The 25511-nt window shown below is 66.1% G+C and carries 32 protein-coding genes; 19 read left to right on the top strand and 13 right to left on the bottom strand.

The features are described from left to right. Positions 1-66: 66 nt before the first annotated feature. On the top strand, positions 67-888 hold the full coding sequence (locus VGV41_RS05500; protein WP_326862697.1) for a lytic transglycosylase domain-containing protein: 822 nt from the start codon (positions 67-69) through the stop codon (positions 886-888). A gap of 7 nt (positions 889-895) precedes the next feature. On the opposite strand, the gene VGV41_RS05495 is transcribed toward VGV41_RS05500, so the two are convergent. Further along, positions 896-1597 carry an alpha/beta hydrolase gene (locus VGV41_RS05495; protein ID WP_326862695.1) on the bottom strand — a complete coding sequence of 234 codons (702 nt, stop codon included), beginning with the start codon at positions 1595-1597 and terminating at the stop codon, positions 896-898. A 111-nt stretch (positions 1598-1708) separates the two neighbouring features. Between VGV41_RS05495 and VGV41_RS05490 the strand changes: the two genes are divergently transcribed. The 3 genes from VGV41_RS05490 to VGV41_RS05480 all read left to right on the top strand — a co-directional run bounded on the left by VGV41_RS05490 (position 1709) and on the right by VGV41_RS05480 (position 5438). Then, on the top strand, positions 1709-3775 hold the full coding sequence (locus VGV41_RS05490) for a thioredoxin domain-containing protein (protein ID WP_326862693.1): 2067 nt from the start codon (positions 1709-1711) through the stop codon (positions 3773-3775). Between the two features lie 73 nt (positions 3776-3848). Continuing rightward, on the top strand, positions 3849-4121 hold the full coding sequence (locus VGV41_RS05485; RefSeq protein ID WP_326862692.1) for a DUF3551 domain-containing protein: 273 nt from the start codon (positions 3849-3851) through the stop codon (positions 4119-4121). A gap of 138 nt (positions 4122-4259) precedes the next feature. Continuing rightward, positions 4260-5438, top strand: a complete 1179-nt coding sequence (locus tag VGV41_RS05480) for an acyltransferase (RefSeq protein WP_326862690.1) — start codon at positions 4260-4262, stop codon at positions 5436-5438. 131 nt (positions 5439-5569) lie between these two features. Here the strand turns inward: VGV41_RS05480 and VGV41_RS05475 are convergent, their stop codons facing one another. The 4 genes from VGV41_RS05475 to hemE form a co-directional block, all read right to left on the bottom strand. After that, positions 5570-5737, bottom strand: coding sequence for a hypothetical protein (locus VGV41_RS05475; RefSeq protein ID WP_326862689.1), 168 nt, complete (start codon positions 5735-5737; stop codon positions 5570-5572). Positions 5738-5791: 54 nt separating this feature from the next. After that, on the bottom strand, positions 5792-7057 hold the full coding sequence (gene rho / locus VGV41_RS05470; RefSeq protein ID WP_326862688.1) for a transcription termination factor Rho: 1266 nt from the start codon (positions 7055-7057) through the stop codon (positions 5792-5794). A gap of 323 nt (positions 7058-7380) precedes the next feature. Further along, positions 7381-7812, bottom strand: coding sequence for a protoporphyrinogen oxidase HemJ (gene hemJ / locus VGV41_RS05465; RefSeq protein ID WP_326862686.1), 432 nt, complete (start codon positions 7810-7812; stop codon positions 7381-7383). A 57-nt stretch (positions 7813-7869) separates the two neighbouring features. Then, entirely contained in the window at positions 7870-8922 is a 1053-nt protein-coding gene (gene hemE, locus VGV41_RS05460) for a uroporphyrinogen decarboxylase (RefSeq protein WP_326862684.1), read from the bottom strand. A 351-nt stretch (positions 8923-9273) separates the two neighbouring features. Between hemE and VGV41_RS05455 the strand changes: the two genes are divergently transcribed. From VGV41_RS05455 to dnaQ, 4 genes are all read left to right on the top strand, one after another. Beyond that, the gene (locus VGV41_RS05455; protein WP_326862682.1) at positions 9274-10107 is read left to right on the top strand and encodes a pyruvate, water dikinase regulatory protein; all 834 of its coding nucleotides are present in this window, start codon (positions 9274-9276) and stop codon (positions 10105-10107) included. Positions 10108-10244: 137 nt separating this feature from the next. After that, positions 10245-10853 (top strand): Maf family protein, encoded by a 609-nt coding sequence (locus VGV41_RS05450; RefSeq protein ID WP_326862681.1) that lies wholly within the window; start codon positions 10245-10247, stop codon positions 10851-10853. Between the two features lie 2 nt (positions 10854-10855). Then, the gene (coaE, locus tag VGV41_RS05445) at positions 10856-11455 is read left to right on the top strand and encodes a dephospho-CoA kinase (protein ID WP_326862680.1); all 600 of its coding nucleotides are present in this window, start codon (positions 10856-10858) and stop codon (positions 11453-11455) included. Between the two features lie 24 nt (positions 11456-11479). Beyond that, on the top strand, positions 11480-12178 hold the full coding sequence (gene dnaQ / locus VGV41_RS05440; protein WP_326862679.1) for a DNA polymerase III subunit epsilon: 699 nt from the start codon (positions 11480-11482) through the stop codon (positions 12176-12178). A 94-nt stretch (positions 12179-12272) separates the two neighbouring features. Here dnaQ and secB read toward each other — a convergent pair whose 3' ends face one another. Both secB and VGV41_RS05430 read right to left on the bottom strand, forming a co-directional pair. Beyond that, positions 12273-12743, bottom strand: coding sequence for a protein-export chaperone SecB (gene secB / locus VGV41_RS05435; protein ID WP_326862677.1), 471 nt, complete (start codon positions 12741-12743; stop codon positions 12273-12275). 74 nt (positions 12744-12817) lie between these two features. Beyond that, positions 12818-13282 carry an FxsA family protein gene (locus tag VGV41_RS05430; protein ID WP_326862676.1) on the bottom strand — a complete coding sequence of 155 codons (465 nt, stop codon included), beginning with the start codon at positions 13280-13282 and terminating at the stop codon, positions 12818-12820. A 220-nt stretch (positions 13283-13502) separates the two neighbouring features. Here VGV41_RS05430 and VGV41_RS05425 point away from each other — a divergent pair, with 220 nt between their 5' ends. From VGV41_RS05425 to VGV41_RS05410, 4 genes are read left to right on the top strand one after another with little or no spacing between them, the layout of a single operon-like run. Continuing rightward, positions 13503-14228, top strand: coding sequence for a Tim44/TimA family putative adaptor protein (locus VGV41_RS05425; protein WP_326862675.1), 726 nt, complete (start codon positions 13503-13505; stop codon positions 14226-14228). 4 nt (positions 14229-14232) lie between these two features. Beyond that, positions 14233-15453: a murein transglycosylase A gene (locus tag VGV41_RS05420; RefSeq protein ID WP_326862674.1), complete on the top strand. Its 1221-nt coding sequence runs from the start codon at positions 14233-14235 to the stop codon at positions 15451-15453. A gap of 4 nt (positions 15454-15457) precedes the next feature. Then, positions 15458-16015 carry a Smr/MutS family protein gene (locus VGV41_RS05415; protein ID WP_326862673.1) on the top strand — a complete coding sequence of 186 codons (558 nt, stop codon included), beginning with the start codon at positions 15458-15460 and terminating at the stop codon, positions 16013-16015. 53 nt (positions 16016-16068) lie between these two features. Continuing rightward, positions 16069-16281 (top strand): hypothetical protein, encoded by a 213-nt coding sequence (locus tag VGV41_RS05410; protein WP_326862671.1) that lies wholly within the window; start codon positions 16069-16071, stop codon positions 16279-16281. On the opposite strand, the gene VGV41_RS05405 is transcribed toward VGV41_RS05410, so the two are convergent. The 5 genes from VGV41_RS05405 to hslV form a co-directional block, all read right to left on the bottom strand. Beyond that, positions 16250-16483 carry a hypothetical protein gene (locus VGV41_RS05405; RefSeq protein WP_326862670.1) on the bottom strand — a complete coding sequence of 78 codons (234 nt, stop codon included), beginning with the start codon at positions 16481-16483 and terminating at the stop codon, positions 16250-16252. The genes VGV41_RS05410 and VGV41_RS05405 overlap by 32 nt on opposite strands. A 102-nt stretch (positions 16484-16585) precedes the next feature. Then, positions 16586-17311 carry a HigA family addiction module antitoxin gene (locus VGV41_RS05400; protein ID WP_326862669.1) on the bottom strand — a complete coding sequence of 242 codons (726 nt, stop codon included), beginning with the start codon at positions 17309-17311 and terminating at the stop codon, positions 16586-16588. Between the two features lie 187 nt (positions 17312-17498). Then, entirely contained in the window at positions 17499-18812 is a 1314-nt protein-coding gene (hslU, locus tag VGV41_RS05395; protein ID WP_326862668.1) for an ATP-dependent protease ATPase subunit HslU, read from the bottom strand. Beyond that, positions 18809-19270, bottom strand: a complete 462-nt coding sequence (locus tag VGV41_RS05390) for a GNAT family N-acetyltransferase (protein ID WP_414705061.1) — start codon at positions 19268-19270, stop codon at positions 18809-18811. The genes hslU and VGV41_RS05390 overlap by 4 nt, the downstream gene beginning before the upstream one ends. Positions 19271-19296: 26 nt before the next feature. Beyond that, positions 19297-19851, bottom strand: a complete 555-nt coding sequence (hslV, locus tag VGV41_RS05385; protein ID WP_326862665.1) for an ATP-dependent protease subunit HslV — start codon at positions 19849-19851, stop codon at positions 19297-19299. Between the two features lie 121 nt (positions 19852-19972). Between hslV and hisB the strand changes: the two genes are divergently transcribed. The 7 genes from hisB (at position 19973) to coaA (ending at position 24624) form a co-directional block, all read left to right on the top strand. Next, positions 19973-20566, top strand: coding sequence for an imidazoleglycerol-phosphate dehydratase HisB (gene hisB, locus VGV41_RS05380; protein ID WP_326862664.1), 594 nt, complete (start codon positions 19973-19975; stop codon positions 20564-20566). Positions 20567-20605: 39 nt separating this feature from the next. Further along, positions 20606-21109 carry a DUF2628 domain-containing protein gene (locus VGV41_RS05375; RefSeq protein WP_326862663.1) on the top strand — a complete coding sequence of 168 codons (504 nt, stop codon included), beginning with the start codon at positions 20606-20608 and terminating at the stop codon, positions 21107-21109. Next, entirely contained in the window at positions 21106-21756 is a 651-nt protein-coding gene (gene hisH, locus VGV41_RS05370; RefSeq protein WP_326862662.1) for an imidazole glycerol phosphate synthase subunit HisH, read from the top strand. The genes VGV41_RS05375 and hisH overlap by 4 nt, the downstream gene beginning before the upstream one ends. After that, positions 21744-22493, top strand: a complete 750-nt coding sequence (gene hisA / locus VGV41_RS05365) for a 1-(5-phosphoribosyl)-5-[(5-phosphoribosylamino)methylideneamino]imidazole-4-carboxamide isomerase (protein WP_326862661.1) — start codon at positions 21744-21746, stop codon at positions 22491-22493. Before hisH ends, hisA begins: the two co-directional genes overlap by 13 nt. Beyond that, positions 22493-23269 (top strand): imidazole glycerol phosphate synthase subunit HisF, encoded by a 777-nt coding sequence (hisF, locus tag VGV41_RS05360; protein WP_326862660.1) that lies wholly within the window; start codon positions 22493-22495, stop codon positions 23267-23269. The genes hisA and hisF overlap by 1 nt, the downstream gene beginning before the upstream one ends. Before the next feature lie 65 nt (positions 23270-23334). Continuing rightward, positions 23335-23658: a phosphoribosyl-ATP diphosphatase gene (locus VGV41_RS05355; RefSeq protein WP_326862659.1), complete on the top strand. Its 324-nt coding sequence runs from the start codon at positions 23335-23337 to the stop codon at positions 23656-23658. A 12-nt stretch (positions 23659-23670) separates the two neighbouring features. Further along, positions 23671-24624, top strand: coding sequence for a type I pantothenate kinase (gene coaA, locus VGV41_RS05350; RefSeq protein WP_326862657.1), 954 nt, complete (start codon positions 23671-23673; stop codon positions 24622-24624). A gap of 24 nt (positions 24625-24648) precedes the next feature. On the opposite strand, the gene VGV41_RS05345 is transcribed toward coaA, so the two are convergent. Then, positions 24649-25476 carry an amidohydrolase family protein gene (locus VGV41_RS05345; protein ID WP_326862656.1) on the bottom strand — a complete coding sequence of 276 codons (828 nt, stop codon included), beginning with the start codon at positions 25474-25476 and terminating at the stop codon, positions 24649-24651. Positions 25477-25511 lie beyond the last annotated feature (35 nt).

Genomic DNA, 25511 nt, shown 5'->3' with positions numbered 1-25511 from the left:
CGCAGCGGCCACGCTTCAGCCACGCATAGGCGCGATACTCAAACTTGAAAGGCGGGACATCCATCTATGCAGGCGGCGACGATCGGCATGTTCGACGAGGTCGACCGGCAGCTCACGCAGCTGGCGCACGCCGGTGATGTCGCGCCACCGGCCGAGCCGCTGCCGACCGTGACGGCGCCGCCGAGCACGCCCGTGCCCGAGGTCGTCTGGCTGCCACCGCCGCCGCCGCCGGGTCCCGGCAGGCTGCAGGCCGGCATCGCCATCGCGGCGGCCGTCGTTGCCGTGCTCGGGCTGGCGCTGATCGCCGGAGCCAACGTCTTCCACTGGTTCGATACAGGCGGCCCGCTCACCGGCACCGCGGCGGTCGACTCCGTCGTCAGCCGCATCATCAGCGCCGAATCGAACGGCCACGATGTGAAGAACAAGCGTTCTTCCGCCGCCGGGCCGGCGCAGTTCCTCGATGACACCTGGCTGGAGATGATCCGCGCCTACCGGCCGGACCTCCTGAAGGGGCGTACGCGCGAGCAGTTACTGGCGCTGCGCAACGAGGCGCCTCTCTCGCACGAGATCGCGGTCCGCTTCGCCGAACGCAACGCGACGATGCTGCACCGGCGTGGGCTGCCGGTGACGGCCGGCACGCTCTACCTGGCGCATTTCGCCGGCGCGGCGGGCGCCGCCGCGCTGCTCAAGGCCCCGCCGCATGCCGACGCCGCCGGCGTGATGGCCATGGCCGACGCCAGCGGCAAGACCAGCCGTACGCAGATCGTCAAGGCGAACCCGTTCCTCGACGACTACACCGTCACCGACATCCGGCAGTGGGCTAACCGCAAGATGCACGGGCGCGAGTTGGTGCTGACCGCGCTTCTGTCGGCTGACGCACGCAAGTAGCCGGCACTCAACGGAAACCGGCAGCCAGCGACACGACACGGCCGTCGATGCCGTTGAAGCCGTGATGGGCCTTCGCCCCGCATGGATTGCCGAAGCTGACGCCGCCGTCGAGCCACACCACGCGCGCGCGACCGCCGGCCCATTTGATGAAGGGCTCGACGCCGGCCGGCTGCGTGAAGCGGCAGCCGTCCTGCCGATGCTCGATCACGAGGGTACGCGGCAGCCGCGCCGGTGAGCCGAGGATGGCGACGACGTTCTGGCCGCTGCCGGATTCGGCACTGAGAAATCCCGACGTCAGGACCAGCGCATCCGGCCGCGCTCCCGCCGCAATGCCTTCGGCGGCGCGCAGCGTGCCGCGGCTGGTGCCGATCACCGTCACCGGGCCCTTGATCGCGCGCATATAGTCGACCGCCGCCTTCAGGTTCACATCCGCGTCCACCACCAGCACCGCAAGCCCGCGCGCACGATAGGCGTTGCGCGTGCGCACGAGCTGATTGTTCTTCAAATGCCCGATCGCGCCGCCGGCGGCGGCCTCGATTTGTCCGTCGCCGCCCGGCATGAGAATGACGCTGGCGTGCGGGACAGGCGGCTTGAGCAAGACTGCCCGGGAGCCGCCGATGCTGACCGTCTCGTCAGCCCGCACCGGGCCGGCGATCATGGCCGCGCCGATCGCGACCGCTGCAAATAGCCGCACACTGCTCAGGTGCATGCCCATCCCCGTATCCCGGCATGGTCTGATTTCGCAGCCGGAACGTCAATCGGGACGCGGCATTGCCCCATGCGCGCTGCGCCCGTTTCGCAAACCCGATAGACTTGCCGGATGGAAAACCCGCAGACCGCCCACACCAATCGTCTCGCCGGCGCGACGTCGCCCTATCTTTTGCAGCACAAGCACAATCCGGTCGACTGGTGGCAGTGGGGACCGGACGCACTCGCCGAGGCGAAGCGCTCCAACCGGCCGATCCTGCTCTCGGTCGGCTACGCCGCCTGCCACTGGTGCCATGTGATGGCGCACGAGTCCTTCGAGGACGAGGCGACCGCGCGCGTGATGAACGAGCTGTTCGTCAACATCAAGGTCGACCGCGAAGAGCGGCCCGACATCGACCAGATCTACATGAACGCGCTGCATCTGCTGGGCGAGCAGGGCGGCTGGCCGCTGACGATGTTTCTGACGCCGGCCGGCGAGCCGGTGTGGGGTGGCACATATTTCCCGAAAGAATCACGCTTCGGCCGCCCGGCCTTCGTCGATGTGCTGCGCGAGGTGGCGCGGCTGTTTCGCGAAGAGCCTGAGAAGATCGCGCAGAACCGCGCGTCGCTGCTCGCCAACCTGGCGCAGAAGGCGCGGCCCGAAGGCAAGGTCGTCATCGGCGGCAAGGAGCTCGACGCGGCCGCCGGCCAGATCGGCAACATGTTCGACAGCGTCAACGGCGGTTTGCGCGGCGCGCCGAAATTCCCGCAGCCGGCGATCCTCGAGATGCTCTGGCGCGCGGGGTTGCGCACGGGCGACGCGCGCTTCTTCGATGTCGTCGAGCACTCGCTCGAACGCATGTGCGAAGGCGGCATCTACGATCATCTCGGCGGCGGCTTCTCGCGCTATTCGGTCGACGAGCGCTGGCTGGTGCCGCATTTCGAGAAGATGCTCTACGACAACGCGCAGCTACTCGAGCTTTTGGCGCTCGGCTGCAGTCGTTCGAAGAACGGCATCGCTTCGCTCGCGGATGGCAGCCGCAAGGCGCTGTTCGCGCAGCGCGCGCGCGAGACGGTCGGCTGGCTGAAGCGCGAGATGACGACACCGGACGGCGCCTTCAGCGCTTCGCTCGACGCCGATTCGGAAGGCGAGGAGGGCAAATTCTATGTCTGGTCGAAGAACGAGATCATCGAACTGATCGGGCCGGAAGCGGCGGAGTTCTTCGCGCGCTATTACGACGTCAGCGATGAAGGCAATTTCGAAGGCCACAATATCCTCAATCGCCTTCATGACGTGCCGCGCACCGGCGATGACGAGGCGCGGCTGACGGCACTGCGCGCAATCCTGCTCGACGCGCGCGCCGCCCGCGTGCGCCCCGGCCTCGACGACAAGGTGCTCGCCGACTGGAACGGGCTGATGATCGCGGCGCTCGTCAATGCCGGCGTCGTGCTCGACGAGCCGGACTGGATCGCCGTTGCGCGGCACGCCTTCGATTTCATCGCGCGCGCGATGACGCGGGGAGATCGCCTCGGCCATTCCTTCCGCGACGGCCGCCTGCTGTGGCCGGGGCTTGCCTCCGACTATGCGGCAATGATCCGCGCCGCGCTGGCCTTGTATGAGGCGACCGGGGAGCGGGCCTATCTCGCGCGCGCACTTGCCTGGCAGGGGGCATTCGATGCCCACTACAGCGACGCCGAGACCGGCGCCTACTACCTGTCCGCCGACGATGCCTCCGACCTCCTGCTGCGGCCGCACGCGACCGCCGACGACGCCATCCCCAATGCCAACTCGCTTGCCGCCGGAAATCTGCTGCGGCTCGCCGTGCTCGCCGGCGACGACGCCTTCCGCGCCCGCGCGGACCGCCTGATCGAGCACATCCTCTCGACCAATGCGCGCAACCTGTTCGGGCACGTCGCGCTGTTGAACGCGCTGGACCTGCGCTTGACCGGCACCGAGATCGTCTGCGCCGGCCCCGATGCTGAACGCCTGGCGCAAGCGGCGCTCAAGCTGCCCTTCGTCGGCCGCATCGTGCTGCGCGCGGCCAGCGCCGCCGACCTGCCGCCGTCGCATCCGGCGCAGGACAAGCTGAAAGCGGTGACCGGCAGCGCCGCCTTCGTCTGCGTCGGCGAACGCTGCTCGCTGCCGCTGACGGAACCGGCGCAGCTTGCCGAGGCGGTCGCCGCCATGCGCCGCCCTTGATCGACGGCGAACTCTCGCGAAGAATCGGTGTTGTCGAGTCGACCGGGGGCGACGGAGCAATCGGGAGAACTCTATGCAACGTGCGATCTTCTTCGTGAGCGCGGCGGTCCTCATGCTCGGCCTCGCCGCCGCTGACGCCATGGCGGCCTCGCCGACGCCGGGTCAGCCGGCCGCAGCCGCCGGCGGCCTGGCCTGGTGCGGCTTCAAAGACAGACCGGGCTCGCGCGTGCGCTGCGGCTATTCCAGCGAAAGCGATTGCAAGCAGGGCATCGGCGGGTCCGGCGCGATCTGCATCGTCGATCCGTATCTCACCGAGTACCGGCCGAGCCGGGTAAGGCTCGGCTGACAAGGCCGCGCCTTAAGGAAGTCTTCACCACCGGGGCCGTTTCTACAACCGCAAGAGCTCCACAACCACTTTAGACAACGCAATTCTCAGGTCTGGATTGTATAACGGCCATCACGCAATCCGGTTGAGGGTCGCCGCGTGGACGCCGTTCGTAATTCCCTTCGGGAGACGAAGTCGCAACCCGAAGGAGCTGATCGGCGCATCGTCGCGCTCGACGGCGTGCGTGGCCTGATGACCATTCTGGTGGTGCTCTCCCACTATTTCGGGGAAGTCCCGCACGGCCTCAGCGTCTTCCTGCTCGGGCGCATGGCGGTTGAGACCTTCTTCGTGCTCAGCGGCTTCCTTGTCGGCGGGCTCATCCTCGGGAAAATGCACCACGACAATTTCTTTCAGGTCTTCTATGTCCGCCGTGTCTGCCGCACGCTACCCATCTATTTCTTTTCGGTACTTCTGATCACGGCGATGCTGGCCGCGACCGGCGCGTCCTGGCGCGACGCGGATGTAAGCTTTCCCGCCTGGAGTTATTTCACGTTCACGCAGAACTTTTTCATGGCCGAGACGCACAGCGTCGGTGCGCATTGGCTCTCACCCAGTTGGACGCTGGCGATCGAGGAACAGTTCTACGTGCTGGCGCCGCTCACCTTTCTGCTCGTGCCACGCCGTTATCTCGCCGCCACGCTCATAGCCGCCGCGGCGGCGGCCGTAGGCTGCCGGATTGCCGTTTACGGCTTCGGCTTCGCCAATCAGAGCGCCGCGCATGTGCTGCTTCCGACCAATGCCGACGTGCTCATCTGCGGGCTTCTCGCCGCGCTCGCGGCGCGGCTCGCCATCGTGCGGCGGGGAGCGCTCGATTACGCCCTGCGCCTGGCGCCGATCGTGCTGCTCCTGTGTCTCGCCTTCCTCGGCGTGCTCGCGGGTCGCCGCAGCTCGGCTTTCGCCGTTCTCTATCCGCTATTGACCGCGGCTGCGGCAGCGACGTTCCTCCTATCACTGGTGCGCGGCGCACCGGAAGCGCAGCGCTTCTGCTCCCGAATCCTCTGTTTCTTCGGCCGCACCTCCTACGCCATATATCTCACGCATCTGCCGATCCTCGGGTTGATGCATGGCCTTCTCCTCGGCGCGCGTCCCGACGTCGTAACGCCGGCGCAATGGCTGGTGACGTTGGCGTCGCTGCCGCTGTGCGTCGTGGCCGGCTGGGTGCTGACCCGGTTGATCGAAGAACCGATCACCGCCTATGGGCGGACATGGACGTGGAGCGGCGTGGAGCGCCGCACACGGGCTGTCACGGCGGTTGAACCCACGCCGAAGCAAATCTGAAGGCCTCCGACTTCAGGCCGCTGCCGCGCGCTTGAGCCAGCGGCTCCACGGCTCCGGCGCCAGCAGTTCGTCGCTGATCCATACTGGCGCGATGACCGTTCTTGTCGCCGAAGCGGCCGATGACCGCCGGCTTACAAAGGTGCTGCGTACCGCGGCAGGTCGGTCGTGCCGGCCGCATTGACCGCCTGCACCCAGAGCTGGAAGCCGATCCGGCTCGCTTCCATCGGATCTTTGGTGGTTGCCTCGGCATCAAGATAGCCGGGACAAGCCCGATCATGACGTTGGAAATACAAAATCAAAAAAATGGCCGGGCTTTTTGCCCGGCCATTGGCAATGTCGGCGCGGTGACGCGCTTACGTATTCATCGACTCGAAGAACTCGCTGTTGCTCTTGGTGTTGCGCAGCTTGTCCAGCAGGAAGTCGATGGCGTCCATCGTGCCCATCGGATTGAGGATGCGGCGCAGGACGTACATCTTCTTGAGCACGGCCGGCTCGGTGAGCAGCTCTTCCTTGCGCGTGCCGGAGCGGGTGATGTCGATCGCCGGGAAGGTGCGCTTGTCGGCGACCTTGCGATCGAGGATGAGCTCGGAGTTACCCGTGCCCTTGAACTCCTCGAAGATCACTTCGTCCATGCGCGAGCCGGTGTCGATCAGCGCGGTGGCGATGATGGTCAGCGAGCCGCCTTCCTCGATGTTGCGCGCGGCGCCGAAGAAGCGCTTCGGCCGCTGCAGAGCGTTGGCGTCGACGCCGCCGGTGAGCACCTTGCCGGATGACGGAACGACCGTGTTGTAGGCGCGGCCGAGGCGGGTGATCGAGTCGAGCAGGATGACGACGTCGCGCTGGTGCTCGACCAGGCGCTTGGCCTTCTCGATCACCATCTCGGCGACCTGCACGTGGCGCGAGGCCGGCTCGTCGAAGGTCGAGGAGATGACCTCGCCCTTCACCGAGCGCTGCATGTCGGTGACTTCCTCCGGCCGCTCGTCGATGAGCAGCACGATGAGGAACACTTCCGGGTGGTTGGCGGTGATGGCGTGGGCGATGTTCTGCAACAGCACCGTCTTGCCGGTACGGGGCGGCGACACGATCAGCGCGCGCTGGCCCTTGCCGATCGGCGCGACGATGTCGATGACCCGGGCCGAGAGATCCTTCTTGGTCGGATCGTCGTGCTCCATCTTCAGCCGCTCTTCTGGATAGAGCGGCGTCAGGTTGTCGAAGTTGACCTTGTGCTTGGCTTTCTCCGGGTCCTCGAAGTTGAGGGTGTTGACCTTGAGCAGCGCGAAATATCGTTCGCCTTCCTTCGGCGAACGGATGTGGCCCTCGACCGTATCGCCGGTGCGCAGACCGAAGCGGCGGATTTGCGAGGGCGAGACGTAGATGTCGTCCGGGCCCGAGAGGTAGTTCGACTCCGGCGAGCGGAGGAATCCGAAACCGTCGGGGAGGACCTCGACGACGCCTTCGCCGATGATGTCGACCTCCTGGCTCGCGAGCTGTTTCAGGATCGCGAACATCAGCTCCTGCTTGCGCAGCGTGCTGGCGTTTTCGACCTGGTGCTCTTCAGCGAAAGCGACGAGTTCGGGAGGCGTCTTGGACTTCAGGTCCTGGAGCTTCATTTCCCGCATGGGGGGCATTGGTCCTGTAGGGATGATCGGCGGGCCAAATGAAAAGTTGGGTGCCGCCTTGGAATGAGAAGTCTGGAGTCGCAGGTCTGGATTGATTGGGGGCGCTTAGGGGAAGGTCCCTGGGGCCCGATGCTGCGCCCGGCTCCGAACGAGATCGGTTCCGGAACGCGACGGCATCCGCCTGCGTTCGGGGGGATACCGACCAACATAAGTTGGCGCGTGCTTTTGCGCAAGGGGCGAAGTCCGACGGCTCCTACGATCTTTTGAGGGACGCGCTCGCGGTTCGCCATGGTGTGCACGGGCAGTGCCGATCGGCGCGCCGGCTAGAACGGCTTGACCACCGCCAGGATCACGATGGCGATCATGAGCAGCGTGGGTATCTCGTTGGCGATACGGAAGAATTTCTGCGGCCGCCGGTTGCGGTCGTGCTGGAAATCCCGCTGCCAGCGGCTCATCAGACCGTGCATAGCTGAAAGCACCAGCACCAGCACCAGCTTGGCGTGCAGCCAGCCGGCCACCTTGAAGGCGTCGAGGCCCATCGCCCAGATCATCGCCAGACCGAACAGCCAGGTGGCAATCATCGCCGGCGTCATGATGTAGCGCAGCAACCGCCGCTCCATCACCTTGAAGGTCTCCGACTGCTCGGACCCGGGCGTCGCGACCGCGTGATAGACGAACAGCCGCGGCAGGTAGAGCAATCCGGCCATCCACGAGATGACGGCGATGATGTGCAGGGCTTTGAGCCAGAGGTACATGAGCCGTGCCTAGCGAAGCGAAATGGCCGGCACAAGCCTGGCCATGACCTACACCCGTTATCCCCGCACTCGCTTGAGCATACGCTCGACATGCGCGATCGGCGTTGGCGGCAAGATGCCGTGACCGAGGTTGAAGATGAACGGCCCGCCCGCGAGCGCTTCCATTACCGCGTCGACCTCGCGGTCGAGGGCGCCGCCGCCGGCCAGCAGCGCCAAGGGATCGACGTTCCCCTGCACCGGCTTGAGCGGCTGGATGTGGTCGCGCGCGTAGATCAACCCTTGCGTCCAGTCGAGGCCGACGGCATCGACGCCGGTGTCCTGCACGTAGCGCCAGAGCTTCGCGCCGACGCCGCGCGGAAAGCCGATGATCCTTGCGCCCTTGACCTGCCCGCGCACGCCCTCGACGATGCGTTTCGCAGGCTCAATCGACCAGCGCTCAAACTCGCCCTGCGACAGCACGCCCGCCCAGGTGTCGAACAACTGCACACACTCGGCGCCAGCCTTCAATTGGCCGACCAGGTACTCAATCGAGGCCCCGACGAGCCGATCGATCAACAGTGCGAACGTCTCAGGCTCGCGATAGGCAAACATGCGCGCCGGGGCCTGATCGGGCGTGCCTTCGCCGGCCACCATGTAGGTCGCGACCGTCCACGGCGCGCCGCAGAAGCCGATCAACGTCGTCTTGTCGTCGAGCGACTTGCGCACGCGCCGCACGGTTTCATAGATCGGCGCCACCACCATGGCGTCGATGCGCTTGGCCAGCCGCTTCACACCCTCCGCATCGGTCAGCGGCTCGAGCTTTGGCCCTTCGCCAACAAGAAATTCCACCTTGCGGCCGAGCGCCAGCGGCACGACCAGGATGTCGGAAAACAAGATCGCGGCGTCGAAACCGAACCGCCGCACCGGCTGCAGCGTTACTTCCGCCGCGAGCTCAGGGTTGAAACAGAGATCGAGGAAGCCGCCCGCTTTCTCGCGCAGGGCGCGGTACTCCGGCAGGTAACGTCCCGCCTGCCGCATGAGCCAGACCGGAGGAACGGCCTGTCGTTCGCCAGCAAGGACGCGCAGCACGGGTTTTGTCCCCACGGCAGGGCCGGTCCCGTCTTCCCTCATCAAGACTCTCTTAAGATTATCTGTAGTGGTTATTGGAGTGTTGATTGGACTCATGCCTGCCGCTCAACAGTCTGTCCACTGGCATGCCGATCACGATCCAGATTCACCTGCAATCCGATAGCGGGCGGTCCACAGCGGTACAGGCCCATTCACCGCGTCTTTGCGCAGATATCCCCGGCCGTCCCCAGCCGGCTGTCCACATCGCCGGGTGATCGCGGCTCCTCGGTGCGTGGGCGCCCCCAATGGACGGCATGTGGAGGGTGTGAGGACAGAATCGGCAAGGACGCTTGCCTCGGGGGGTTAAAGGTGGCCTCCTCCCCAACTGTCCACACGTGAAACCTTTCGTTATCCATGGCCGATACCGGTTATTTCCATCTGCACCTGGTCTCCGATGCGACCGGCGAAACGCTGATCACCGTCGCGCGCGCGGCGGCAGCGCAGTACGCCAACGTATCGCCGGTCGAGCACCTCTACCCGATGGTGCGCTCGAAGAAACAACTCGACCACGTGCTTGCCGAGATCACCGAGTCGCCGGGCCTTGTGCTCTACACCTTGCTGGAAGAGGACCTGATCCAACTCCTGGAAGAGAAATGCCGCGAGCTCGGTCTGCCCTGTATGTCGGTTCTGGGACCGATCCTGCGCCTGTTCCAGTCCTATCTCGGCGCTGAGACAATCCACCGCGTCGGCGCGCAGCACGTGCTCAATGCCGAATATTTCCAGCGCATCGATGCGCTGAACTTCAGCATGATGCACGACGATGGCCAGCATCCGGAAGGGCTGGAAGAAGCCGACGTGGTGCTGATCGGCGTATCGCGCACATCGAAGACGCCCACCTCGATCTATCTTGCCAACCGCGGCGTAAAAACCGGCAATGTGCCGCTGGTGCCCGGAGTGCCGCTGGCGCCGCAGGTCGAGCAGCTGGCGCGACCGCTGGTGGTCGGGCTGTTCGCAAGTCCCGAACGCATCGTGCAGATCCGCGAAAACCGGCTGCTTGGACTGAAGGCGCACCGCGACGACGACCAGTACATCGACAAGGCGTCGGTGGCGGAGGAGGTCCAGTTTTCGCGCCGGCTATGCTCGCGCCACAACTGGCCGATGATCGACGTGACGCGCCGCTCTATCGAGGAGACCGCCGCCGCGGTGATGCGGCTCCTGACCGACCGCCGCCGCGCGCCGGGGATCTGATTTCGCGGATGACTTGGTGCGGCCCAAGTTGAATTTTAGGGCTGACCGCGATACCCCGCTCATTCCCGCGCAAGCGGGAATCCAGCGCTGGGCCCCCGCTTTCGCGGGGGGCGAACGGATAGAACGCAGGGAATTCCATGCCGCTCTGGCTCGCGCCGCAACCGCTCGTGCTCGCCTCCAAGAGCGACATCCGCGGCAAGATTCTCGCCGCCGCCGGGCTGCGCTTCGAAATCCGCCCGGCGCAGATCGATGAGCGCGCGGTCGAGACCGCGGCACAGCCGGCCGCTGCGGCCGCTGCGGCGCGCCTTCTGGCGCGCGCCAAGGCTGAAGCCGTCGTCGCAAACGTGCCGGGGCGTCCGGTGCTCGGCGCGGACCAGACCTTGGCGCGCGGCGCGCAACGCTTCACCAAGCCGAAGGATCGCACCGAGGCCGCCGCCCAATTACGCGCGCTGCGCGGCCGTACGCACGAATTGCATTCGGCGCTGGCGCTGGTGCGCGACAGCGAATTGCTGTTCCAGTGTGTCGACACCGCGCGGCTGACGATGCGCGATATCTCCGATCGCTTCATCGACGACTATCTCGACATGAGCGGCGACCTGGCACTCGCGAGCGTCGGCGCTTATCAGCTCGAGGGCATCGGCGTGCATTTGTTCGAGCGCGTCGAAGGGGACTATTTCACCATTCTCGGCCTGCCGCTGCTGCCGCTATTGGCGTATCTGCGCGGCGCCGGGTTTGTGGATGGCTGACGATGTTCATCCTCGGCCTCACCGGATCGGTCGGCATGGGCAAATCGGCCACGGCGAAGATGTTCGCCGAGGAAGGCGTGCCGGTGAGCGATGCCGACGCCGTCGTGCACCGGCTTTACGAAGGTGAGGCAGTGGCGCCGATCGAAGCGGCGTTTCCCGGCACGACCGCCGGCGGCAAAGTCGATCGCATGAAGCTCGGCGAGCGGGTGATAGGCCAGCCTGAGGAGATGCGCCGGCTGGAGGCGATCGTGCATCCGCTCGTGGCGGCAGCGCGCGACGCGTTCCTCGCCGCGGCCGAGCGCAGCGGCGCGCCGGTGGCCGTGCTCGATATTCCGCTGCTGTACGAGACCGGCGGCGACACGCTGTGCGACGCGGTGGTCGTCGTCTCGGCGCCGCCCGAGATGCAGCGCGAGCGCGTGCTGGCGCGGCCGGGCATGACCGAAGCGAAGTTCACCGCCATCCTCGTCAAGCAGACGCCTGACGCCGAGAAGCGGGCGCGGGCGGACTTCGTGGTGGATACGTCGCAAGGCTTCGACGTCGCGCGCGCGCAAGTGCGGGACATTCTGGTCAAGGTCGCTACAATGCCGAAGCGGCGGAGCTGATTCCCGCCAGCGCCACGGAACAACATGCGCGAGATCGTCCTCGATACCGAAACGACCGGCCTCTCCCCCGACCAGGGGCATCGGGTGGTCGAGGTCGGCTGCATCGAGCTGCTCAACCGCATCCCGACCGGCGCGACCTTTCACGCCTATCTCAATCCCGACCGCGATATGCCGGCGGAGGCTTTCGCCGTGCACGGGCTGTCGGTCGAGTTCCTGAAGGACAAGCCCCGGTTCGCCGACGTGGCCGACGATTTCCTGGCGTTCCTCGGCGACTCGCCGCTGGTCGCGCACAATGCCGGCTTCGACTACGGCTTTATCTGTCACGAGCTGAAGCGCGCCGCGCGGCCGGAATTGCCGCGCGACCGCGTCGTCGACACGCTGATGCTGGCGCGGCGCAAGCACGCGGCCGGCCCCTACAGCCTCGACGCTTTGTGCGCGCGTTACGGCATCGACAATTCACGCCGCACCAAGCACGGCGCGCTGCTCGACGCCGAGATCCTCGCCGAAGTCTATCTCGAATTGATCGGCGGCCGGCAGGCGCAGCTCGGTCTCGCCGAGACGGTGGTGACGGCGGTCACCGGCACTGACGGTGCTTTGGTGATCCGCGTGCGGCCGGCGCCGCTCGCGCCGCGCATCACCGAGGCCGAGCGCGAAGCGCATGCGGCCTTCATCGCCACATTGGGCGAAGCCGCAATCTGGCTGAGCTATTCGGCAGAGAAGTAGCGCTGCCGCGGCACCTCGGACAGCAAGCTCTTCAAAAAGCAATGGCCGGGACAAGCCCGGCCACAACAAAACATCTAATGCTGCGCGCGACGCCTTACGCCATCGCGGGGTTCGCCTGCATCTGCTCCATCTTCTGGCGATAGAGCGCGACGAAGTCGAACGGATCGAGCAGCAGCGGCGGGAAGCCGCCGTTGCGCACGATCGTGGCGACGATCTCCCGCGCGAACGGAAAGAGCAGGCGCGGACATTCGATCAGCACGATCGCCTGCAGGCTCTCCTGCGGCACGTTCTGGACGCGGAACACGCCGGCGAAGGTGAGCTCGAAGGCGAACATCACATTCGACTCGTGCTCCGCCCTGCCTTCGAGTCGCAGCGCGACCTCGATGTCGGTTTCCGACAGCGGATTGGCGTCGACATTGATCTGGATGTTGATCTGCGGCTGCTGACCCGGCATCAGCGAACGCGGCGCGTTCGGGTTCTCGAACGAGAGATCCTTGATGTACTGCGCCAAAACGCTGAGCTGCGGCTGCGGAGCCTCGGCGGGGCCGCCATTGGTCGTCGACATGCGATCTCCTTCGTATGCGGCGGGTTCGCTAACACAGCCCCCCGCGACGAACAAGGATGGGTGACGGCGGCCGCTTACCGGCCATCGCGGTCGTTGCGGCGGTCGGGCAATTCCGGGTCGGGCACCCGATGCCACTGCTCCGGCTCGAGATCGACCACGCCGTCATTGGCGCGTGCGACGCCCGGCCGCAGGCCGACGAGACCCAGCACGGCTCGACGCAGCGGTGGAAACAAGAGCGCCAGGCCGAGCGCGTCGGTGATGAAGCCGGGGATGACCAAAAGCACGCCGGAAAGAAGGATCATGCCGCCGGTCGCATCCGCCTGCAGGGTGCTGAAATTGCCCTCGGCCATGGCGACGCGGAGGCGCGAAATGTGGCTGCCGCCGGCGTGGCGCAGCAGCAGCATCCCGGCGATGCAGCCTAGCAGGATCAGCCCCAGGGCCGCGCCAAAGCCGATCGCCACCGCAACTGCAATGAACACCACGAGTTCCATCAGTGGCAGAAACAGCAGGAAACTGAGCAGCGAACGGGCGATCTTCATTCCATTTACTCATTTCGGGCCCGTATTTTGCCGCGGGCTCCGTGTTGGCGGCAGCGCCCCAAATCGTCTAACGTGCGGCCCGGATCGGGAGGCCGGAACATATGGCTCCCGGCCTATGGATCGGCGCCGCCATCCGCTTACATAGTACCGGTGGGTCCGGCTGCCATGCCGTCCCGCCGGCGACGGTCCCGACGGGCCGTCCGTCACGGTAGCCGAAAGCATGCAGAACGTGTTCGACATCTACACCATCATCTTCCTAGCGCTGGCGGTGTTCATTTTCCTGCGCCTGCGCAGCGTCCTCGGCCAGCGGACCGGCCGTGAGCGGCCCCCGTACGATCCCTATTCCGCCCGCGAGCCGGTGCGGCCGGCGACCGAGAAGGTCGTCGCTTTGCCGCCGCGGCAGGCCGAGCCCATGGCGGCGCCGAAGCCGGCGGAGCTGGCCGAGCCGAGCGAGCCGGGCGACCGCTGGAAGGGCATCGCCGAAGCGGGCTCCCCGGTGGCGGCCGGTCTCGAAGGCATCGTTGCGGCCGATCCCGCTTTCGACGGCAAGCACTTCGTCGCCGGGGCGCGGGGCGCCTACGAGATGATCGTCGGCGCCTTCGCCGAGGGCGATCGCCGCACGCTCAAGAACCTGCTCTCGCGCGACGTCTACGACGGCTTCGACGCGGCGATCGGCGAGCGCGAGAAGCGCGGCGAGACGGTCGAGACGCGCTTCGTCTCGATCGACACCGCCGACATCGTCGCCGCCGAACTGAAGGCGAAGACAGCGCAGGTGACGGTGCGCTTCCATTCCAAGCTCATCACCGCGACACGCGACGGCAACGGCAACGTCATCGACGGCAGCGCCGAGCGTGTCACCGATATCACCGACGTGTGGACATTCGCGCGCGACGTGTCGTCGCGCGATCCGAACTGGAAACTGGTCGCGACCGAAGCCGAGCATTAGGGGCATGCGCAGAGGGGGGCTCGCTCTCGCACTGACGATCGCGCTGACCGCGCCGGCGCTGGCGCGCGAGGTGCCGATGCAACTGCGTCGCGCGCACGTCGTGCCGCTCACCTTCGCCGAGATGAAGGGCTGGCGTCGCGACGATCATCGCGCGAGCTATGCCGCTTTCGTGAAGAGCTGCGGCGCGATCCTGAATTCCAGCAAGGCGCAGCGCGCCAGGCGCGCGATGCTCGGCGGCCTGTACGTCGCCTGCCAGCAGGCGGTGAAAATCGCGAAGCCCGACGACGCACAGGCACGCCAGTTCTTCGAGGACAATTTCCGGCCCATGCGCATCGCCAAGGCGGGCGACGTCGACGGCTTCTTCACCGGCTATTACGAGACCGAAGTCGAGGGCTCGCTGGTCAAGACCGCCGAGTACAACATTCCGTTCTACGGCATCCCGTCGAAGCTCAAGGGACGCAGCACCGTCTTCGGACAGTACGACCGCACGCAGATCGAGGCCGGCGCCATCGCCGGCAAGGGCCTCGCGCTCTGCTGGGTGAAGGACCCGGTCGACGTGCTGTTCGCGCAGATCCAGGGCTCGACGCGCGTGAAGCTGGCGGACGGTCAGCTCCTGCGGCTCAACTACATCGCCAGTAACGGCAAGCCTTATTACCCGGTCGGCAAATATCTCATCGATCAGGGCATCATCGCACGCCAGGACATGTCGATGGACCGCATCCGCGACTGGATGGAAGCCAATCCGGTCGAGGGTAAGGCGCTGCGCGACAAGAACCGCTCCTATGTCTTCTTCGAGAAGACGCCGCTGTTGCCGACGACGCAGATCCTCGGTGCGCAGGGTGTGCCGTTGACGCCGCTTCGTTCGGCCGCGGTCGACAAGTCGCTGCACATCTACGGCACGCCGATCTGGATCAACGCCAACCTGCCGCTGCTGAGCGAAGAGCCGTCGACGCCGTTCCGGCATCTGGTGATCGCGCAGGACACGGGCTCTGCCATCGTCGGCCCGGCGCGCGCCGATATCTTCTTCGGCGCCGGCAATCTCCTCGGCCACGTCGCCGGCCGCATCAAGGACCATGGCGAGTTCGTGATGCTGGTGCCGAAATCGGTTGCGCTGCGCGGCGACAGCCCCGCCGCCGAGGTGCCGCTGCCGCAACCCCGGCCGGCGGCCATCGCGACGCGCACGGCGGAAGCCGACGACGCAGCGGACGGCGCCGGCGCGCGTTGACCGCATGGCCCCCCGCGACGGCAAGCGCCGCGTCCTCTCCTACGATGAGCGCGTGCTGTGGACGATGGTGGCGAAGTCCATCGCCCCGATGCATGGCGCGCTGCCGGCGGTCGAAGAGATGGCGGCGCCTGAGCCGGCAAAGCCGGTGCGCGCAAGGCCGGTCAGCGTTGCCCCGCCGTCTTCAGCTCCGCCCGCCAACCGGCCGCCGCCGCTGACGCCGCTCGGCCGCCGTGCGCGCCAGCGCGTGGCGCGCGGACGTGACGCGATCGACGCGCGCTTCGATCTGCACGGGCTGACGCAGGCGGAAGCACATGCAGCGCTGACGCGCTTCCTGCATTCGGCCAGCACCCGCGGCGCCCGCCTGGTGCTGATCATCACCGGCAAAGGCCGTGCCGGCGATAGCGAGCGCGGCGTGCTGCGCCGGCAGGTGCCGCACTGGCTGGCGCTGCCGGAATTGCGCGAACTCGTCATCGGCTTCGAGGAAGCACATGGCGCGCATGGCGGGGAAGGCGCGCTCTACGTAAGATTGCGCCGCCAGCGCGCCGCCGGCGACGACGAGTGATCTTCGCGGCGCCCCCGCCGCGGCATGATACGGCATCAGGGACGGAGGACGTGATGACACGGACGGCCGTTTTCTTCGCGACAGTGCTACTGGCGGCATCGGCCGCCGGCGCGGCGACCATGACGCCCAGCGCGCCCGACAAGATGGCTTCGCCCGCCGACAAGCAGAAGATGCAGGCCTGTCAGGATCGCGCCGCCGCGCAGAAGGTACCGATGCCGGATCGCTCGAGGTTCGTCATGAACTGCATGGCGAAGCCGGCGAAGTAGCGACCGCGGTTCTTGCCGGCGACTTGATGCCGCGAACCGGCGGGCGTGGTTCGGCGCGGCTGGTCAGCGCCAGTACTTTCTCACGCAGGCGAGCGATGCTCAGCCACATGCCGAGGAATTCGCTCTCGATGTCGTCGACGCTGTCGGCAGGCGTGCGGCCGCGTGCGGCCGGCACCGTCGCGGGCTTGGCAGATCGGCTCATGATACCCCCTTACGCGATGCGCGCCATGATTGGCTCATTCTCGCTTACACAACCTAAGGAAGCATACATCACCAACCCGGTCTGTCAAATTTTGTTTATTGCCTATTTGACACGCCTTGCGCGTTTGCGGGCCCGCGTCGGCAGCGCCCCCAGCGGCACGATCTCCAGGCTGAGCACGGGATCGCCAGGCCGCAAAAGGATATCGCGGTCGCCGGCGTTGAAGATGCACACCTCGAGCGCGCCGCTGAAACCGGGGTCGATCTGCAAGGCGTGCGAGGCGATGGCTCCGAGACGCGCCAGATGCGGCACCGCGCCGATGCGGCCGAGGTGATCGTGTGGAAATGCGACGCGCTCGCTGGTGACAATGCGCACGCTGCGTCCGCGCGTAAGCCTTACGCTACGCGCAGGAGTATTCCGCCGCGGCGCGACGACTGCGCCGAACGTCAGATCGAAGGCCGCCGGCCGCATTCTCGCCTCGTCGAAACCGGTGATGCCGATCACGCCGTCTTTCACTGCCCGTGCGATCTGGTGGTTCACCAAAACGCTGCCGCGAGGTTGCGCGGCAGTTGCCGGCACTGCGCTGCCGCCGAACGACCCTTGCAGCCAGTAGTCGGAGCTGTGGCCGGTGATGCGTCCGAGCTTGGCCGCCATCGCGCGCGAGATCGGCTGCCGGCCGTTGACGATATTGTTGATCGATTGGCGCGAGACGCCGGTCGCCTTGCTCACCGCGCCCTGGTCGAGCCCGAGACGCGCGAACTCCGCACGCAAGTGGTCACCCGGTTTGAGCGGACTGCCGCGCCTGGCGCGGTCCGTGCTTTGGGCGGACATTGTCTCCTCCTTGTCGGTCGTCCCGACGCGATGCCGCGAAGGAAAGCGTCCCCTTTTTTACAACCGGAGGCGGCAAGTCAGAAATCAGTCCGCGACTATCGATGATCTTGGTTTACGGTAACCATAGGATATCGCGTCGGGAATCCGTCGGCCGACGGCACTCGGAAAGGTAGTATTTCTAGCCAAATTACAGAATGAATCGACTGAGATCGGTGTTCTTCGCAAGGTCGCCGATGTGCTTCTGCACGAAGACGGCGTCGATGTGGACGGTCTCGCCGGCGCGGTCGGTGGCGGTAAACGACACCTCGTCGAGCACCCGCTCCATCACCGTCTGCAGCCGCCGCGCGCCGATGTTCTCGACGCTCGCGTTCACCGACACGGCGATGTCGGCGATCGCATCGATCGCGTCCTCGGTGAAGTCGAGGGTCACGCCTTCGGTCAACATGAGCGCGACGTATTGCTTGATCAGCGACGCCTCGGGCTCCGTGAGGATACGGCGGAAATCGTCACGCGTCAGTGCCTTCAGTTCGACGCGGATCGGGAGGCGGCCCTGCAATTCGGGCAAGAGATCCGACGGCTTTGAAATGTGGAAGGCGCCGGAGGCGATGAAGAGGATGTGATCGGTCTTCACCGGACCGTGCTTCGTGTTGACGGTGGTGCCTTCGATCAACGGCAAGAGATCGCGCTGTACGCCCTCACGCGAGACGTCGGCGCCGCCGCGACCCTCGCGGCCGGGGCCGGCGATCTTGTCGATTTCGTCGAGGAAGACGATGCCGTTCTGCTCGACTGTGCGGATCGCCTCCTGCGTCAGCTGCTCGCTATCGAGCAGCTTGTCGGATTCCTCGTTGATCAGGATCGCGTGCGAGTCCTCCACCGTGACGCGCCGCGTCTTGGTGCGGCCGCCGCCGAGCTTGCCGAAGATGTCGCCGATCGAGATGGCGCCCATCTGCGCGCCGGGCATGCCGGGTATCTCGAACATCGGCATGCCGGACGAGCCTTGGCTCAACTCGACCTCAATTTCCTTGTCGTTGAGCTCGCCTGCGCGCAGCTTCTTGCGGAAGCTCTCGCGCGTCGCGGGGCTGGCGCCGGGACCGACCAGGGCACTCAGCACGCGCTCTTCCGCCGCCTGTTCGGCGCGAACCTGTACGTCCTTTCGCTTCTTTTCGCGCGTCAGCGCGATCCCGATCTCGACGAGATCGCGCACGATCTGCTCGACGTCGCGACCGACATATCCGACTTCGGTGAACTTAGTCGCTTCCACCTTGAGGAATGGCGCGCCGGCAAGCTTGGCCAACCGCCGCGAAATCTCGGTCTTGCCGACGCCGGTCGGGCCTATCATCAGGATGTTCTTCGGCAGCACCTCTTCGCGCAGTCTGTCGTCGAGCTGCAGGCGGCGCCAGCGATTGCGCAGCGCGATGGCGACGGCGCGCTTGGCGTCGGCCTGGCCGACGATGAAGCGGTCGAGTTCGGAGACGATTTCCCGCGGGGAGAAGTCGGTCATGCGCTGCGCACCATGAGGATTGCGGGGCCGTTGGGCGTGTCCACTAAACGGTCTTTGTTAAAGCCGGCCTTTTCATAGGCGCGTACCGCGCGAAGGTTTGCGGGATCGGGGTCGGTGATGACGCTCGGCGTTCCCGCCGCGAGTTGAGCGTCGACGAAGGCGCGAACGAAGGTCGAGCCGTGGCCGCGACCGATCATGTCCGCCTCGCCGATGAACTGGTCGATGCCGCGCGTGCCGTACGGCAGCCGGCCGAAACCGTTCTCCGGCCAGACGTGCGGATCGTAGCATTGCAGGTAGGCGAAGGGCCGGCCATCCGCCGCCACGATGAACTGATCTATCGCCGGATGAGCAAGATCGCCGCTGACCAATTCGAACTGCGTATCGGCGTCGCCCCACCATTGCGCAACCTGCGGCGTTTCCAGCCACTGCCGGATCAACGGCAGGTCGGCGGGCGTCATCGGACGAAACTGGTAACCCGCCATGCTCACGCGCTCTTCAGCGACTCGATGGTGACGTTGCGGTTGGTGTAGACGCAAATGTCGGCGGCGATGTCGAGCGACTTGCGCACGATCGCCTCGGCGTCGAGCGGCTGGTCGAGCAGCGCGCGCGCGGCGGCGAGCGCATAGTTGCCGCCGGAGCCGATGCCCATCACGTTGTTTTCCGGCTCGAGCACGTCACCGGTGCCGGTCAAGACCAGCGACACCTGGCTGTCGGCGACGATCATCATCGCCTCGAGCCGGCGCAGGTAGCGGTCGGTGCGCCAGTCCTTGGCGAGCTCGACCGCGGCGCGGGTGAGCTGGCCAGGGTACTGCTCGAGCTTGGCCTCGAGCCGCTCGAACAAGGTGAAGGCGTCGGCGGTGGCGCCGGCGAAGCCTCCGATGACGTCGCCCTTGCCGAGCTTGCGGACCTTCTTGGCGTTCGACTTGATGATGGTCTGGCCGATGGAGACCTGGCCGTCGCCGCCGATCACCACGGTCCCGCCCTTGCGGACGGTCAGGATGGTGGTGCCGTGCCAGGAGGGAAGCTCAGCGGACGCCATACGTTAACCCCTTGAAAGGCGTGATCTAGGCACACCGGTCGGGGAATGCAAACCGGTCCGGGGCGTTGGCGAATCCGCTCGGGCCCTGCTAAAAGGCGGCGCAATCGAAGGATTTTTGCCCATGCGCACCGGCGCCGTGAAGCGCAAGACCAAGGAAACCGACGTCGAGGTCGCGGTCGACCTCGACGGCCAGGGCCGTGCCGACGTCTCCACCGGTATCGGCTTCCTCGACCACATGCTCGACCTTCTGGCGCGCCATTCGCGCATCGACATCACGGTCAAGGCCAAGGGCGACCTGCACGTCGACCACCACCACACCACCGAAGACGTCGGTATCGCGCTCGGGCAGTCGGTCAAGCAGGCCCTCGGCGACATGAAGGGCATCACCCGCTACGCCGACGTGCACATGCCCATGGACGAGGCGCTGACTCGTGTCGCCATGGACATCTCCGGCCGGCCGTTCCTCGTGTTCAAGGCTGAGTTCGTGCGCGACAAGGTCGGCACCTTCGACACCGAGCTGGTGCAGGAATGGTTCCAGGCCTTCGCCATGAACGCCGGGATCACGCTGCACGTGGCCACTTTGTATGGCACGAACGATCACCATATTGCCGAGTCGTGCTTCAAGGGATTGGCGCGCGCCTTGCGTGCGGCAATCACCATCGACCCGCGTGCCGCCGGCGAGGTGCCGTCGACCAAGGGCTCGCTGGGGGGCTAGGCGTCGGCCGGCCTCGCGATCTGTTCGAGAGTATTGCGTATGCCCACGTTCACCGTGCACGCCCCGCCGCGAACTGACGGAGCGCCGGCTTCGCCGGAGCGCTTCCTGTTCGTGCGCGACGGATTCCACGGCTGGGCCTTCCTGCTCGGGCCGTTCTGGCTGATCCGCTATCGGCTGTGGCTGGCGCTCGTGCTTTATGCCATCGGGATGGTCGCGCTCATCGCCGGGCTGGCCACGCTCCGCGCATCGGGATCGACGCAGGCCTTTGCCCTCTTCATCGTTGCGCTGCTCATCGGCTTCGAAGCGGCAAGCATTCGCCGCTGGACCTTGGCGCGTCGCGGCTGGGCGACGCTCGGCTTCGTTGTCGGCGACGACCGCGACATCGCCGAGCATCGCTTCTTCACGCAATGGGCCGGGCGCGATCAGAGCGCGCCGCCGCCGGCGCAGGAGCCGCCACCGACCGTGACCGCGCCGATACGGCGCGGGCCGCCGAGCGGCCGCGATGTGATCGGCCTGTTCCCCGAGCCGGAGCAGACGCGATGACGGTCGCCATCGTCGATTACGGTTCCGGCAACCTGCACTCGGCGGCGAAGGCCTTCGAGCGCGCCGCGCGTGACAGCGGGCACGACCAGCCGATCCTCGTCACGTCCGACCCGGCGGCGGTGGCGCGCGCCGACCGCGTCGTGCTGCCGGGCGTCGGCGCCTTCGCCGACTGCCGCCGCGGGCTCGATGACATCCCGGGCATGATCGACGCTCTCAACGAAACCGTGCGCAAGCGCGGTCGGCCGTTCTTCGGCATCTGCGTCGGCATGCAACTGATGGCCGAGCGCGGCCGCGAATATCAGGTAACGCCGGGGCTGGGCTGGATCGCCGGCGAGGTCGACCGGATCGCGCCTGACGATCCGCAATTGAAAATCCCGCACATGGGATGGAACACGCTCAACGTCGCGCGGCCGCACCCGCTGCTCGACGGCATTCCGACCGGCGCGCAGGGGCTGCACGCCTATTTCGTGCACTCCTACGAGCTTAAGCCCGCGCACCACGCCGACCTGATCGCGCAGAGCGATTACGGCGGGCCGCTGACGGCCATCGTTGGCCGCGACACCATGGTCGGCACGCAATTCCATCCCGAGAAGAGCCAGAAGCTCGGGCTGAAACTGATCGCGAATTTTTTGAAGTGGAATCCATGATCCTCTTTCCAGCCATCGATCTGAAAGAAGGCCTCGCCGTTCGGCTGGAACAGGGCGACATGGCGCGTGCGACCGTCTTTCATCGCGATCCAGCGTCGCAGGCGCGCGCTTTCGAGCAACAGGGATTCGAATATCTGCATATCGTCGATCTCGACGGCGCCTTCGCCGGCAAGCCGGTGAATGCCGCGGCGGTCGACCGCATTCTGGAAAGCGTCAGCATTCCGGTGCAGCTCGGCGGCGGCATCCGCAACACGGCGACCATCGAAGGCTGGCTGGACAAGGGCGTGACGCGCGTCATCATCGGCACCGCCGCTGTGCGCGATCCGCCATTCGTCAAGCAGGCCGCGCGCGATTATCCGGGCCGGATCGCCGTCGGTCTCGACGCCCGCGACGGCAAGGTCGCGGTCGAAGGCTGGGCCGAAACGTCGGAGGTGACGGCGCTCGATATTGCGAAGCGGTTCGAGGACGCCGGCGTCGCCGCCATCATTTACACCGACATTTCCCGCGACGGCATGCTCCAGGGGCTCAACCTCGACGTCACCATCGCGCTGGCCGATGCGATTTCCATTCCGGTGATCGCCTCGGGCGGCTTTGCCTCCATCGACGACGTGAAGGCGCTCCTCGAGCCGCGCGCACGCAAACTCGAAGGCGCCATCGCCGGCCGCGCGCTTTACGACGGCCGGATCGACGCGGCGGAGGCGCTCAGGCTCATCCGTGCGGCGAGGAAAGCGGCCTGATGTTCAAGGTCCGCGTCATCCCCTGCCTTGACGTGAAGGACGGCCGCGTCGTCAAAGGCGTCAATTTTGTCAATTTGCGCGACGCCGGCGATCCTGTGGAGGCGGCGATCGCCTACGATGCCGCTGGCGCCGACGAGCTCACCTTCCTCGACATCACCGCCAGCCACGAGAACCGTGACACCATCTTCGACGTCGTGCAGCGGACGGCGGAAGCCTGCTTCATGCCGCTCACGGTCGGCGGCGGCGTGCGCACCGTCGACGACATCCGTAAGCTGCTTACTTGCGGCGCCGACAAGGTGTCGATCAACACCGCCGCAGTGGCGCGGCGCGAGTTCGTCAAGGAAGCGGCGGAGAAGTTCGGCGACCAGTGCATCGTCGTCGCCATCGACGCCAAGAAGGTGTCGAAGGGCGGCGAGCAGGATCGCTGGGAGATCTTCACCCATGGCGGCCGCAAGCCGACCGGCCTCGACGCCGTCGAATATGCGCGTGAGGTGGTCTCGCTCGGCGCCGGCGAGATCCTGCTCACCTCGATGGATCGCGACGGCACCGGCCATGGCTATGACATCCCGCTGACGCGGGCGATCGCCGACGCAATCACCGTGCCGGTGATCGCTTCCGGCGGGGTCGGCGCGCTGCAGCACATGGTCGAGGGCATCCGCGACGGTCACGCCACGGCGGTGCTGGCGGCCTCGATCTTCCACTTCGGCCAGCATTCGGTGCGCGAGGCCAAGGCGTACATGGCCGCCGCCGGCCTGCCGATGCGGCTGGACCCCTAAGCCGCCGAGCCGAATGACGGCCTGCCGAGAACCTGCTAAATCACCGCCCGGAAAGGACCTTTCCGATGACCGACTTCACCCTTGCTGACCTTGAAAAACGCGTTGACGAACGGGCGCAGGCTGGCGCGACCGAGTCCTATACCCGCGCGTTGATCGACAAGGGCGTGGCGCATTGCGCCAAGAAGATGGGCGAGGAGGCATTCGAAACCGCCATTGCCGCCGTGCAGGAAGACAAGGGCCGGCTCGTATCCGAGGCGGCCGACCTGCTTTATCATCTGCTGGTGGTGTTGAAGGCGCGCGACGTTTCCCTCGCAGAGGTCGAGGCCGAGCTCGCCAAGCGTACCGCGCAGTCGGGCCATGCTGAGAAGGCGTCGCGACCGCGCGGCTGACCGGATTATTCGATGGAACAGCGGACCGAAGAAAACCTATCGCCCTACCGCACATTCACGCGCTCCGCCTGGGCGGCGATGCGCGAAGATGCGCCGATGACGCTGACCTCGGACGAGGTGCAGCGGCTGCATTCGTTGCACGACCGCCTCGACATCAAGGAGGTCGAGGACATCTACCTGCCGCTGTCGCGTCTGTTGTCGATGTATGTCGACGCCACGCAGCGGCTGTTCGTGGCGCAGGAGCGCTTCCTCCGCACCGAAGACGCCAAGATGCCGTACATCATCGGCGTCGCCGGGTCGGTTGCGGTCGGCAAATCGACCACAGCGCGCGTGCTACAGGCGCTGCTGGCGCGCTGGCCGCACGTACCGAAAGTCGATCTCGTCACCACCGACGGCTTCCTCTATCCGAACGCGGTGCTGGCACGCGAAGGCCTGATGGAGAAGAAGGGCTTTCCCGAGAGTTACGACCTGCCGGCGCTGTTGCGCTTCCTCACCGACGTCAAGGCCGGTCGGCGTCCGGCGCGCGCACCGATCTACTCGCATCTCATCTACGACGTCATCCCGAATCAGTGGGTCGAGGTCGACCGACCGGACATCCTCATTGTCGAGGGGCTGAACGTGCTGCAGACCGGGCGCCTGCCGCGGGATGGCAAGGCGATCCCGTTCGTGTCGGATTTCTTCGACTTCTCGGTCTATCTCGACGCCGAAGAGGACGTGCTCAAGAACTGGTACGTCGACCGGTTCCTGACCTTGCGCGGCACCGCGTTCCGCGATCCGAAATCGTACTTCCATCGCTACGCGCGGCTGTCGGACAAGGAAGCGGTCGTGACCGCGTCCGATATCTGGGAGCGCATCAATCTCGTGAATTTGCACGAGAACATCCTGCCGACGCGGCAGCGCGCCGACCTGATCCTCAAGAAGTGCCAGAACCACACGATCGAGAACGTGTCGCTGCGACGCCTGTAAGCTTGGCTGCCGCGCGGCGGCAAATCAGGCAAACCCGTACAGAGTCTTGGCGTTGTCGGCCAAAATGCGGTTGCGCACGCTCTCGTTTGGAACCCATTCTCCGATTTGGTCGAACAGATCGCCGTCATTCGGCATCGTGCGGCCGTTCATGTTCACGTGCGGCCAGTCGGAGCCCCACACCAGCCGCTCCGGCGCGTACTTCACGAAGGCGCGCGCGAGCGGGATGACCGAAGGATAAGGCGGCTCCTCCATGGTGCAACGCATCGGGCCGGAGAGTTTGAGCCAGACGCGGCCGGTGTCGAGCATGCGCAGCACGGTCCGCATCGCCGGCTGATCGACGCCGCCATTGGCAGGAATGCTGGCGAAGTGATCGAGCACGATCGTGTTGGGAAGCGCGAGCAGGCGATCGGCGTAATCGACGATATCGGCGCCATGCGGGTAGAACTGCAAATGCCAGCCGTGTTCGTGCGCGCGCGCCGCGGTTTCCGGATTGAGATGCGGTACGTGACTGCCGCGGCCGACGCTCATCATACGCAGGCCGCGCACGCCGAGTTTGCCCAACCGTTCGAATTCGGAATCCGAAGCGTGATCCGGCATTAGTGCGATGCCACGCAAGCGCTCGCGGTACCGGCTCAGCACGTCGGCGAGCATCGCCATATTACGGCCGTAGCCCGCCGGGCTGACGATCACCGCGCTGCTCAGACCGAGCACATCCTGCAACGCGATCAGGGTTTCCGGCAGCGCGTCGCGCGCCTCGTACGGGCTGTCGGAGGCAAACGGATATTTGCCCGTCGGGCCGAACAGATGCACATGAGTGTCGCAGGCACCCGGTGGTGCCTTTATGCGTGGCATTTTGGGATGCGGATCAGGCGCTTGCGTCAGTTCGG

The organism is Pseudolabrys sp., from assembly GCF_035943735.1.
Taxonomy (GTDB): Bacteria; Pseudomonadota; Alphaproteobacteria; order Rhizobiales; family Xanthobacteraceae; genus Pseudolabrys.
The sequence above is the reverse complement of the archived record's forward strand: the minus strand, read 5'-3'. Positions and strand labels throughout refer to the sequence as shown.

What these genes read in the sequence shown, in the direction of transcription:
- VGV41_RS05500 (WP_326862697.1), top strand. Translation starts at nt 67, where the DNA reads ATGCAGGCGGCGACGATCGGCATGTTCGACGAGGTCGACCGGCAGCTC.
- VGV41_RS05495 (WP_326862695.1), bottom strand. Translation starts at nt 1,597, where the DNA reads ATGCACCTGAGCAGTGTGCGGCTATTTGCAGCGGTCGCGATCGGCGCG.
- VGV41_RS05490 (WP_326862693.1), top strand. Translation starts at nt 1,709, where the DNA reads ATGGAAAACCCGCAGACCGCCCACACCAATCGTCTCGCCGGCGCGACG.
- VGV41_RS05485 (WP_326862692.1), top strand. Translation starts at nt 3,849, where the DNA reads ATGCAACGTGCGATCTTCTTCGTGAGCGCGGCGGTCCTCATGCTCGGC.
- rho (WP_326862688.1), bottom strand. Translation starts at nt 7,057, where the DNA reads ATGCGGGAAATGAAGCTCCAGGACCTGAAGTCCAAGACGCCTCCCGAA.
- hemJ (WP_326862686.1), bottom strand. Translation starts at nt 7,812, where the DNA reads ATGTACCTCTGGCTCAAAGCCCTGCACATCATCGCCGTCATCTCGTGG.
- hemE (WP_326862684.1), bottom strand. Translation starts at nt 8,922, where the DNA reads ATGAGGGAAGACGGGACCGGCCCTGCCGTGGGGACAAAACCCGTGCTG.
- VGV41_RS05455 (WP_326862682.1), top strand. Translation starts at nt 9,274, where the DNA reads ATGGCCGATACCGGTTATTTCCATCTGCACCTGGTCTCCGATGCGACC.
- VGV41_RS05450 (WP_326862681.1), top strand. Translation starts at nt 10,245, where the DNA reads ATGCCGCTCTGGCTCGCGCCGCAACCGCTCGTGCTCGCCTCCAAGAGC.
- coaE (WP_326862680.1), top strand. Translation starts at nt 10,856, where the DNA reads ATGTTCATCCTCGGCCTCACCGGATCGGTCGGCATGGGCAAATCGGCC.
- dnaQ (WP_326862679.1), top strand. Translation starts at nt 11,480, where the DNA reads ATGCGCGAGATCGTCCTCGATACCGAAACGACCGGCCTCTCCCCCGAC.
- secB (WP_326862677.1), bottom strand. Translation starts at nt 12,743, where the DNA reads ATGTCGACGACCAATGGCGGCCCCGCCGAGGCTCCGCAGCCGCAGCTC.
- VGV41_RS05430 (WP_326862676.1), bottom strand. Translation starts at nt 13,282, where the DNA reads ATGAAGATCGCCCGTTCGCTGCTCAGTTTCCTGCTGTTTCTGCCACTG.
- VGV41_RS05425 (WP_326862675.1), top strand. Translation starts at nt 13,503, where the DNA reads ATGCAGAACGTGTTCGACATCTACACCATCATCTTCCTAGCGCTGGCG.
- VGV41_RS05420 (WP_326862674.1), top strand. Translation starts at nt 14,233, where the DNA reads ATGCGCAGAGGGGGGCTCGCTCTCGCACTGACGATCGCGCTGACCGCG.
- VGV41_RS05415 (WP_326862673.1), top strand. Translation starts at nt 15,458, where the DNA reads ATGGCCCCCCGCGACGGCAAGCGCCGCGTCCTCTCCTACGATGAGCGC.
- VGV41_RS05410 (WP_326862671.1), top strand. Translation starts at nt 16,069, where the DNA reads ATGACACGGACGGCCGTTTTCTTCGCGACAGTGCTACTGGCGGCATCG.
- VGV41_RS05405 (WP_326862670.1), bottom strand. Translation starts at nt 16,483, where the DNA reads ATGAGCCGATCTGCCAAGCCCGCGACGGTGCCGGCCGCACGCGGCCGC.
- VGV41_RS05400 (WP_326862669.1), bottom strand. Translation starts at nt 17,311, where the DNA reads ATGTCCGCCCAAAGCACGGACCGCGCCAGGCGCGGCAGTCCGCTCAAA.
- hslU (WP_326862668.1), bottom strand. Translation starts at nt 18,812, where the DNA reads ATGACCGACTTCTCCCCGCGGGAAATCGTCTCCGAACTCGACCGCTTC.
- VGV41_RS05390 (WP_414705061.1), bottom strand. Translation starts at nt 19,270, where the DNA reads ATGACGCCCGCCGACCTGCCGTTGATCCGGCAGTGGCTGGAAACGCCG.
- hslV (WP_326862665.1), bottom strand. Translation starts at nt 19,851, where the DNA reads ATGGCGTCCGCTGAGCTTCCCTCCTGGCACGGCACCACCATCCTGACC.
- hisB (WP_326862664.1), top strand. Translation starts at nt 19,973, where the DNA reads ATGCGCACCGGCGCCGTGAAGCGCAAGACCAAGGAAACCGACGTCGAG.
- VGV41_RS05375 (WP_326862663.1), top strand. Translation starts at nt 20,606, where the DNA reads ATGCCCACGTTCACCGTGCACGCCCCGCCGCGAACTGACGGAGCGCCG.
- hisH (WP_326862662.1), top strand. Translation starts at nt 21,106, where the DNA reads ATGACGGTCGCCATCGTCGATTACGGTTCCGGCAACCTGCACTCGGCG.
- hisF (WP_326862660.1), top strand. Translation starts at nt 22,493, where the DNA reads ATGTTCAAGGTCCGCGTCATCCCCTGCCTTGACGTGAAGGACGGCCGC.
- VGV41_RS05355 (WP_326862659.1), top strand. Translation starts at nt 23,335, where the DNA reads ATGACCGACTTCACCCTTGCTGACCTTGAAAAACGCGTTGACGAACGG.
- coaA (WP_326862657.1), top strand. Translation starts at nt 23,671, where the DNA reads ATGGAACAGCGGACCGAAGAAAACCTATCGCCCTACCGCACATTCACG.
- VGV41_RS05345 (WP_326862656.1), bottom strand. Translation starts at nt 25,476, where the DNA reads ATGCCACGCATAAAGGCACCACCGGGTGCCTGCGACACTCATGTGCAT.